At 53.5% G+C, this 8,022-nt stretch carries 8 protein-coding genes; 6 read left to right on the top strand and 2 right to left on the bottom strand.

What is annotated here, in order from left to right:
* Positions 1-99 precede the first annotated feature (99 nt).
* Together FBQ85_22815 and FBQ85_22810 are read right to left on the bottom strand one after the other, a co-directional pair.
* Positions 100-1,002 (bottom strand): hypothetical protein, encoded by a 903-nt coding sequence (locus FBQ85_22815; GenBank protein ID MDL1877975.1) that lies wholly within the window; start codon positions 1,000-1,002, stop codon positions 100-102.
* A gap of 152 nt (positions 1,003-1,154) precedes the next feature.
* Positions 1,155-3,998 (bottom strand): vitamin B12-dependent ribonucleotide reductase, encoded by a 2,844-nt coding sequence (locus FBQ85_22810; GenBank protein MDL1877974.1) that lies wholly within the window; start codon positions 3,996-3,998, stop codon positions 1,155-1,157.
* Positions 3,999-4,529: 531 nt separating this feature from the next.
* Between FBQ85_22810 and FBQ85_22805 the strand changes: the two genes are divergently transcribed.
* From FBQ85_22805 to ribB, 6 genes are all read left to right on the top strand, one after another.
* Positions 4,530-4,868 (top strand): hypothetical protein, encoded by a 339-nt coding sequence (locus FBQ85_22805; protein ID MDL1877973.1) that lies wholly within the window; start codon positions 4,530-4,532, stop codon positions 4,866-4,868.
* An 18-nt stretch (positions 4,869-4,886) separates the two neighbouring features.
* Positions 4,887-6,008, top strand: a complete 1,122-nt coding sequence (gene ribD, locus FBQ85_22800) for a bifunctional diaminohydroxyphosphoribosylaminopyrimidine deaminase/5-amino-6-(5-phosphoribosylamino)uracil reductase RibD (protein ID MDL1877972.1) — start codon at positions 4,887-4,889, stop codon at positions 6,006-6,008.
* Positions 6,009-6,128: 120 nt separating this feature from the next.
* A complete protein-coding gene (locus FBQ85_22795; GenBank protein MDL1877971.1) occupies positions 6,129-6,815 on the top strand; it encodes a riboflavin synthase in 687 nt (228 codons plus the stop codon).
* 30 nt (positions 6,816-6,845) lie between these two features.
* Positions 6,846-7,127 (top strand): type II toxin-antitoxin system prevent-host-death family antitoxin, encoded by a 282-nt coding sequence (locus FBQ85_22790; protein ID MDL1877970.1) that lies wholly within the window; start codon positions 6,846-6,848, stop codon positions 7,125-7,127.
* Positions 7,117-7,413, top strand: coding sequence for a Txe/YoeB family addiction module toxin (locus tag FBQ85_22785; GenBank protein ID MDL1877969.1), 297 nt, complete (start codon positions 7,117-7,119; stop codon positions 7,411-7,413). The genes FBQ85_22790 and FBQ85_22785 overlap by 11 nt, the downstream gene beginning before the upstream one ends.
* A 42-nt stretch (positions 7,414-7,455) precedes the next feature.
* Positions 7,456-8,022 (top strand): 3,4-dihydroxy-2-butanone-4-phosphate synthase (gene ribB, locus FBQ85_22780; GenBank protein MDL1877968.1); only part of this gene is annotated, 567 nt, incomplete at its 3' end.

Below are 8,022 nucleotides of genomic sequence, written 5' to 3'. Positions count from 1 at the left end.
AAAATGACAAAGGGCATCCCGAATGGGGATGCTCTTTGTATTTGCTTGAGTCCTCGATTCCAGATCACCATGTAATTTTGTAATACTTTTATTCCGTGATCATTTAGTCAAATCAACAACATATTGTAGGGAATTATTCTCTAAAGCCCCAAAAGCAATCTTGCTGGGCAAGCTCTTAAAAAAAACGAAATAACCTTGTGACGGCGTAGCCTCATTGTCGGTCCACGCAACTGCCCAGAGTCCGTCACTGCTCGGCTCCATACTAAAATTAGAGACGTTCAATGAACGCGGCAGCCTATTTTTAGTACCTCGCACAACAGTTATTGGAACGCTTAATTGGGTTCTTTCAACTTCGTTTGAAGGTATTGCGCAATAAAACGGAGCCCATGAACCATATCCTGGTCGAATTTCAATAGCAATCTTTGAATCAAGACTTTGTTCATGGATGCGCAGATGAAATGGTTGTGCCGGTGTTAGTTTATTTTGATTGTTATCCTGTATAACTGTCAAATTGTTCGCCTTTATTTGAATCGAGTTTGGGCTATTGATCATATATTGATGGGTAGTTCCAGAAGAATCCGTAGACGCGGGGAACGGGTTTCCTTTCTGCCACTGAATAAACTGATCTGCGGTCGGTTGAGTACCTATGAAAAGATACATACGTTCAAGATAAGCGGCCTGCTCGGGCGTGTACTTATCGCGACGTATCGCTAAACAACGAAGATAGGATCTGATTCGATCATCAGTAGCCGCTTTACTTGCGAACGAAATAACTTGGGGATTCGTTTTGACATTTAGTTCTCCAGAAGCGAGTTTGCTTAGATTTTGGACAAATTTAATATCAACACCAACTGACGTAAATACGTCAGGAGGAGGCTCTTGACAGCCAAATTGATCAGTTTTACCACTTTTTACTCTTGGCGAACAGCCTTGCATAATCAATATCAAAAAAATGATTGCGATGAGTCGTTGATTTGATCTTTGGCCAATAACGACTTTCATAGCACACAATCTCCAAATGTTAAATTTTTTATGCGCATAAACGAGAGTGTGACGTTCCACAAAGTATCATAGGATAGAGTTGTGAAATGAGCTGGATTCAAACGAATTCTCCCCAGCAGCCTCAGACGCTGGGGAGAGTTCATATTCAACCCTCACGAACACCCACTCGTCGCCCCGCATTCCAAACATTTGTAACAACTGCCGCTGCGCACCATCACGCTGCCGCATTCGTGGCAGGGGGGGGCATCTGCCTGGCTTTGGTAAATCTTGTTCTCGAGTTGAGAGGCATTCGAGATTGCCAGTTTTTGCGGTGCGGGGGAGGCATCAGCGACTACGGGAGTGGTAACGCCGTTGGCCTCGCCATCATAACCCCAATCGGCGTCCAGGTCGCCGCTGTGACCGTTCATGGGAACTTCCTTCTCGGGAATGAACTTCAAGGCCAGCCAGCGGAAAATGTAGTCGGTGATCGATTTTGCAATCGGGATTTCGCGATTGGTGGTGAAGCCCGAAGGCTCGAAGCGCGCGTGCTGGAACTTGCGCACCAACACGTGCAGCGGCACGCCGTATTGCAACGCCAGCGACACCATCGTGGCAAACGAATCCATCAAGCCCGAAACCACCGAGCCTTCCTTGGCCATTACCACGAAAATCTCGCCGGGCGTGCCGTCTTCATACATGCCCACGGTGAGATAGCCCTCGTGTCCCGCAATGCTGAACTTGTGCGTGATCGACTGCCGCTCGTCCGGCAGCCGGCGGCGAATGGGTTTCAGCTCGGCAAGCGGCGATTTGAGGGCAGCTTCTTTCTTGTCTTCCAAACTCGTCACCAGCGGCTGAATGCGCTTGCAGCCGTCACGATAAATCGCAATGGCTTTCAAGCCCATTTTCCACGCTTGCAGGTAAGTTTCGGCAATGTCCTCGGGCGTTATTTCGTGCGGCATGTTCACGGTTTTCGAAATCGCGCCGGAGAGGAAGGGCTGCACCGCGGCCATCATTTTCACGTGACCCATGTAGTGAATCGCGCGCTGGCCTTTGGCGGGTTTGAAGGCGCAATCGAACACCGGCAAGTGTTCTTCTTTCAAGCCGGGCGCGCCTTCGATCATGTCGTTTTTGTCGATATAATCAAGAATGGCCTTGCGCTGGTCCGCATCGTAACCCAGCTTTTGCAGGGCTTCGGGCACGGTTTGATTGACGATCTTGATCATGCCGCCGCCCACGAGTTTTTTGTATTTCACCAGCGCGATGTCCGGCTCGACGCCGGTGGTGTCGCAATCCATCATGAAACCGATGGTGCCGGTGGGCGCCAGCACCGTGACTTGCGAATTCTTGTAGCCGTATTCGCTGCCCAGCGCATAAGCGTCGCTCCAAACTTTTTTGGTTGCCTCGAACATTGGAGCCGGCACGAGATTTTGATCGATGTGATCGACATGCGCCGCATGTTTCTTGATCACGTTCAACATCGGCTCGCGATTGATTTCATACGCCGGAAACGGGCCCATCTTGCTGGCGATCATCGCCGAGGTTTTATAAGCCTGTCCGTGCATTAACGCGGTTACGAGTCCGGCGTAGGCGCGCCCGGCGTCACTGTCATAAGGTAGTCCGGAGGCCATGAGCAGCGCGCCGAGATTGGCATAGCCCAATCCCAGCGGGCGAAATTCGTGGCTGTTTTTTTCGATTTTGGGTGTGGGATAGCCGGCATTATCCACAATGATTTCCTGCGCCAGAATTGAAATGTGCACGGCGTGTTTGAAAGCTTCGACATCGAAACTGCCGTCTTGCTGGCGAAACTTCATGAGATTGAGCGAAGCGAGATTGCAGGCAGTGTCGTTGAGAAACATATATTCGCTGCACGGATTGCTTGCATGAATGCGATCGGTGTTGGCGCAGGTGTGCCAATCATTGATGGTGGTGTCGAATTGCATGCCGGGATCGCCGCACAGCCACGCGGCTTCGGCAATCATCTTGAGCAAATCGCCGGCTTTGTAGGTGTCCACCACTTCGCCGGTGGTGATGGCGCGGGTGTACCATTCGCGGCCTTGCTCGGCGGCGCGCATGAAGGTATCGGGCACGCGCACGCTGTGATTGGCGTTTTGGAAAAAGATGGAGTTGTAGGCCTCGCCGTTGAACGAGCCGTCGTAACCGGCATCGATGAGGGTCCAGGCTTTTTTCTCTTCATCCGCCTTGCAGTTGATGAACTCGACGATGTCGGGATGATCGATATTCAAAATCACCATCTTGGCGGCGCGCCGGGTTTTGCCGCCGCTTTTGATCACGCCGGCAAAGGCATCGAAGCCTTTCATAAAACTCACCGGGCCGCTGGCAATGCCGCCGGCGGAAAGCTTTTCGCGCGAGGAGCGCAGCGGCGAAAGATTCGAGCCTGCGCCCGAGCCCCACTTGAACAGCATGCCCTCGGTTTTCGCCAATTCCAAAATGGATTCCATGCGATCTTCGACGGAGTTGATAAAGCACGCGCTGCACTGCGGCTTTTTCTCGATGCCGCAATTGAACCACACCGGGCTGTTGAACGAAAGCTTTTGATGGACGAGCAAATGCACGAGTTCCTCGTAGAACGTGACGGCATCGTTGGCGGACGCAAAATAACCGCCGGCAATGCCCCACTCGCGCATCGACGTGGCTACGCGGTCGATCAAGCCGCGCACGCTGGTTTCGCGCTGCGGGGTGTAGAGCTTGCCGTTGAAGTATTTGCTGACCACGACGTTGGTGGCAGTCTGCGACCAGGAGGCGGGCGTCTCTACGTCGTCTTGGCGAAAAACGGTTTCGCCTTTTTCGTTGGAGATAATCGCGCTGCGTTTTTCCCATTTGACTTCGTCAAACGGATGGCGCTTGCCGTCAGTAAAATAGCGATTGAGAGTGAGTCCTTTGCGGATGCGCACGCCGTTCGTGCCGTTGGCGGGCGCCGCTTCCGCCGTATGGCCGTTGCCATTCGCCGGTGTCTGCGTCTGCGTTGCGGGATTCAGGGTTGCTGCTCTTGAGGCCATGTGCTTCTTCCTTGATTTGGCGGTGGATGGTTGAACTGCTGAATTAGAAAGGCGGGCAGTTCAGGCGCTGAAATGGGGACAGAGATTGGCGCTGATTTTCGCAATAGTATTATTAGCGAAAACCACCGGCTTTCGGTTCACATTTAAGCAGTTGAACTGCTGCGCGAAGCTGCTACTGCCCCAGCATCCATTTTGGCTCCGAAAAGCGTGGCGCGCCGTGAGGGGAGAATGTGCGGAAATGTTCAGCACAAAACGGCGGCAATATACGCCTTGAGGAGCAAGAAGTCAAGTAAAATTTCGATATGTTGTATTGGTTTTTTCGTTCACCCCTACTAATAGTTGCGACAACTCTTGAGGGGACACCAGAAACGGGCGGAAAAATGGCTTGACAGGTTGGCAGAGGGAGGTTATATTGGGGCGTAAATAACAAGGATTTAGCAAGCGAAACTCCGCAGCGATAACGGCCAAAGCTCTCTTAACTCATTCGCGCCAGGGTGGCTTTGAAGCAAAATATCAAAGAGGGGAATGAAGATGCCGGTTATCCTGCGAGTCAATGCTAAAATCAAGAGACACGATGGTCACTCGAGCGTTATGCCGATTGTGATTCCAGAGCTTGGAGATGTTCGAAATTTTGCCGCCAGATTGCACGCGAAGGGCGAGGCCTGGCAAGGCGAGGCATTCGGCTGGCAGGCGGAATATAATCCCGAAAAAGCGGAACCGCCGCTTGACTCCAGGATGGCCTTCACTCCGGCGGATTTCTGCATTGGAGAAAGCGGCATTTGGTTTTTCTCCCTGATGTGGGAGCATGGCCGTGACGCCGATCCGGTGGAGTTTCTGGATGATAAAAACATCTTGAAGCAAACTGCCTGACGCAAACCTCGACCAACCGTGGAAACTCGCTTCTCAAATTCCGATAAAGAATTCCTCCAAACCGCCATCGATCTCGCGGGCCGCGGGCGCGGGTTTGTCAGTCCGAACCCGATGGTCGGCGCAGTAGTTGTGCGGGAGGGAGAGATCGTTGGCACCGGCTATCACCGCAAATTTGGCGGCGATCACGCCGAGGTGGAAGCGTTGCGCGAAGCCGGCGCGCTGGCGAAAGGCGCAACGCTGTATTGCACGCTCGAGCCGTGCAGCCACTACGGCAAAACCCCGCCGTGCGTCGATCGCGTGATCGAATCCGGCATCAGCAAAGTCATCATCGGCAGCGTCGATCCCAATCCTCTCGTCAACGGCCGCGGCATCAAGTTGCTGCGCGAGAGCGGCATCGCGGTTGAAACCGGCTTGCTCGAAGAGGCCTGCCGCCGCCTCAATGAATCCTACTTCAAATACATCACCACCCGCCTGCCGTTTTTGACGCTTAAAATTGCGCAAAGCATCGACGGCAAAATTGCGGATGCCAAAGGCCATTCGCGCTGGATCAGCAACGAGCGCGCGCGCGCTTTCGTGCACCGCTGGCGCTGGCAAAGCGACGCCGTGCTGGTGGGCATCGGCACGGTTTTGCAGGATGATCCGCAATTGACCGTGCGCCATGAAGACGGCCCGCAACCGCGCCGCATCATTCTCGACAGCCATTTGCGCATGCCGCTGCACGCCAAAGTGCTGAACGACAGCCACGTCAATAAAACCATTGTCATCGCTTCCAGCGAGTGCAAAGAATTCGAAAAGCAGAACGCCATTCAGCAGCGCGGCGCGCGGGTATGGCCTTTGCCGCCTTCGCCTTCCGGCAGTTTGCCGATCACGCGCGTGCTCGAGCGCCTCGGACAGGAAGGCATCGCCGCGGTGTTGGTGGAAGGAGGGAGGCGTGTTTTCAGCAGCCTGCTGGCGGAGCGGCACGCCGACCGGCTGGCCTGCTTCATCGCGCCTATGCTGCTGGGCGAGGGTATTGTGGCTTTCAAAGATTTGCCGATTGCCAGCATGCTGCACGCCATCACGCTTGATCAGACAGAATGGCGAGTCCTGGACGACAACGCGCTGGTAACCGGGCAGATCAAGTATCCGAAGATGGAATAAAAAAGGTTCAAATCGCTGCAAAGTAAGCAAAACCTCTCACGCCGAGTCGCGAAGCCGCAAAGGATCGCAAAGAAAAACTTTGCGAATTCTTTGCAGCTTCGCGCCTTTGCGTGAGATTTTTTGAGATTCCGGTTCGTCCGGATTAGGAGAACAGTAGTGTTTACCGGCCTCGTCGAAGAAATCGGACAAATCAAAACCGTGCGCGCCGCCGGCGCCTCGCGGCAATTTGCGATTTCTGCCCCCAAAATTACCGCAGACATAAAAATCGATGACAGCATTTGCATCAACGGCGTGTGCTTGACGGTGATTCGCCATGACGCGGATTCATTCGAAGTTCAAGCCGTCGATGAAACGCTGCGCAAAACCAATCTCGGCCAATTGCAAACCGGCAGCAAGGTGAATTTGGAACGGGCGCTGCGGCCCACCGATCGCCTGGGCGGGCATTTCGTGCAAGGCCATGTTGACGGCACCGCACGCATCATTAGCCTTGAGCCGCAAGCTGCGGGCAAGCTTATGACCGTGGAAGTGCCGGAGAGCTTATGCCGTTATGTTATTCAACACGGCTCGATTGCGCTCGACGGCGTGAGTTTGACCGTTGCCCGCCTCGCAGGAAATTCCATTACGCTCGCGCTGATTCCGCACACGCTGGCGAGCACGACGCTGGGCCTGCGCCGCCCCGGCGATTCTCTGAACGTGGAAACGGATTTGCTGGGAAAATATATTGAAAAATTAATGACTCATTCTGCTCACGGCACAGAAGGAATCATTGACAAGTTGAAGGCCGGGGGTTATATTACCTCCCAATGAAAAGCACCCTTGTTAATCTGGAATTTTTCCATGCCTATCCAAACAAGCTACACCAATGCGCGCGCCAATCTTGCAAAGTTGTGTGACGAAGTCACGGACAACCGGGAAGTTGTTATCATTAACCGGCGTGGCTATGAAGATGTCGTGCTGATTGCCGCTTCAGAACTGGCAAGCATCGCCGAAACAGCACATTTGCTTAGGTCTCCGAAGAATGCAAAACGGCTTTTAGCTGCGTTAAAGCGGGCGCAGAATCGAACGATCAAACCTAAAAAAATAGAAAAACTCCGCCGTGAGGTCGGGCTTGGCCAATAAAGGCAAAGCCTCTGCGCCCAGAAAGAATGCGCGAGAGGCGGTATTTCAACCGGAATTCCGGGAAGACCTTCGCTATTGGGTAGAAACAGATCGTAAAATCGCCCTTCGTGCTTTTGCGCTCATTGAAGCGATTCTGCGAGACCCATTTGCCGGTATCGGTAAGCCGGAACCGTTGAAATACCTCTCAGCAGGAGCGTGGTCGCGGCGTTTGACGCAGGAGCATCGGATTGTGTACGTTGTTGGCAGTGACTGTATCGATTTTCTTCAGGCCCGATATTATTATTGAGCCGATTCTCAATACTGCAAACGAATCAATTTGTGATAACTCATGACCCGTTTTAATACCATCGAAGAAGCCATTGCCGATTATCGCGAGGGCAAGATTATCATCGTTGTCGATGATGACGATCGCGAGAACGAAGGCGATTTTTGTTTGGCGGCCGCCAAGGTCACACCCGAACACATCAATTTCATGGCCAAACACGGCCGCGGCTTGATCTGTGTGGCGCTGACACCACAACGTCTCGAAGAACTCGATCTGCATGCCATGGTGGCGGAAAACACCGCGAGCCTGGGCACCTCGTTTACCGTCTCGGTGGATGCGAAACGCAACACCAGCACCGGCATTTCTGCGCATGATCGCGCCGAAACCATCCGGCAATTGATTGCGCCGGAAACCCGTCCCAAAGATTTGGCGCGGCCCGGCCATGTTTTTCCCTTGCGCGCCCAGCCCGGCGGTGTGCTCACCCGCGCCGGACACACGGAAGCCGTGGTCGATCTCGCGCGTCTCGCAGACTTGCCGCCGGCCGGCGTTTTGTGCGAAATTATGGATGAAGACGGCAGCATGGCGCGCACACCGGCCTTGATGAAAATTGCACAACATTTCGGCCTCAAA

This window comes from Cytophagia bacterium CHB2, from assembly GCA_030263535.1.
GTDB lineage: Bacteria > Zhuqueibacterota > Zhuqueibacteria > Zhuqueibacterales > Zhuqueibacteraceae > Coneutiohabitans.
The sequence above is the reverse complement of the archived record's forward strand: the minus strand, read 5'-3'. Positions and strand labels throughout refer to the sequence as shown.

Excerpts from the sequence above, each read along its gene's own strand:
- FBQ85_22790 (MDL1877970.1), top strand. The coding sequence starts at position 6,846 with ATGCCTATCCAAACAAGCTACACCAATGCGCGCGCCAATCTTGCAAAG.
- FBQ85_22815 (MDL1877975.1), bottom strand. The coding sequence starts at position 1,002 with ATGAAAGTCGTTATTGGCCAAAGATCAAATCAACGACTCATCGCAATC.
- FBQ85_22805 (MDL1877973.1), top strand. The coding sequence starts at position 4,530 with ATGCCGGTTATCCTGCGAGTCAATGCTAAAATCAAGAGACACGATGGT.
- FBQ85_22810 (MDL1877974.1), bottom strand. The coding sequence starts at position 3,998 with ATGGCCTCAAGAGCAGCAACCCTGAATCCCGCAACGCAGACGCAGACA.